The organism is Amazonocrinis nigriterrae CENA67 (assembly GCF_016056305.1).
In the GTDB taxonomy this organism is placed as follows: Bacteria; Cyanobacteriota; Cyanobacteriia; order Cyanobacteriales; family Nostocaceae; genus Amazonocrinis; species Amazonocrinis nigriterrae.
This window is the reverse complement of sequence record NZ_JAECZC010000029.1, coordinates 40,248-40,474: the sequence shown is the minus strand read 5'-3', so window position 1 is coordinate 40,474 and position 227 is coordinate 40,248. Positions and strand designations below refer to the sequence as shown.

Below are 227 nucleotides of genomic sequence, written 5' to 3'. Positions count from 1 at the left end.
ACAAAACACTACCCACGGCGAATGAGATTGTGCGCTCATTAACAGAGTGGATAACTGAGTTTTATCTCCAATCTCTGCAAGAAATATAGTGATGAAGGTAGTACCAAAAATTACCGCTGCTGATTCTTGCTTTTTTGGACTATCAGCAACTACAGGCTGGAGTTGTTCAACGGTTGCAGTAGTTAAGTTAGATTCGGTGCTGTCTTTTAGTTCTGGCTGGTATTCAG

The 227-nt window shown here is 41.4% G+C and carries 1 protein-coding gene; it reads right to left on the bottom strand.

Annotated features, from left to right (window positions below; all coding sequences use genetic code 11):
• On the bottom strand, nt 1–227 hold a 227-nt coding region (locus I8748_RS16085), incomplete at both ends, for a TMEM165/GDT1 family protein (protein ID WP_198125585.1).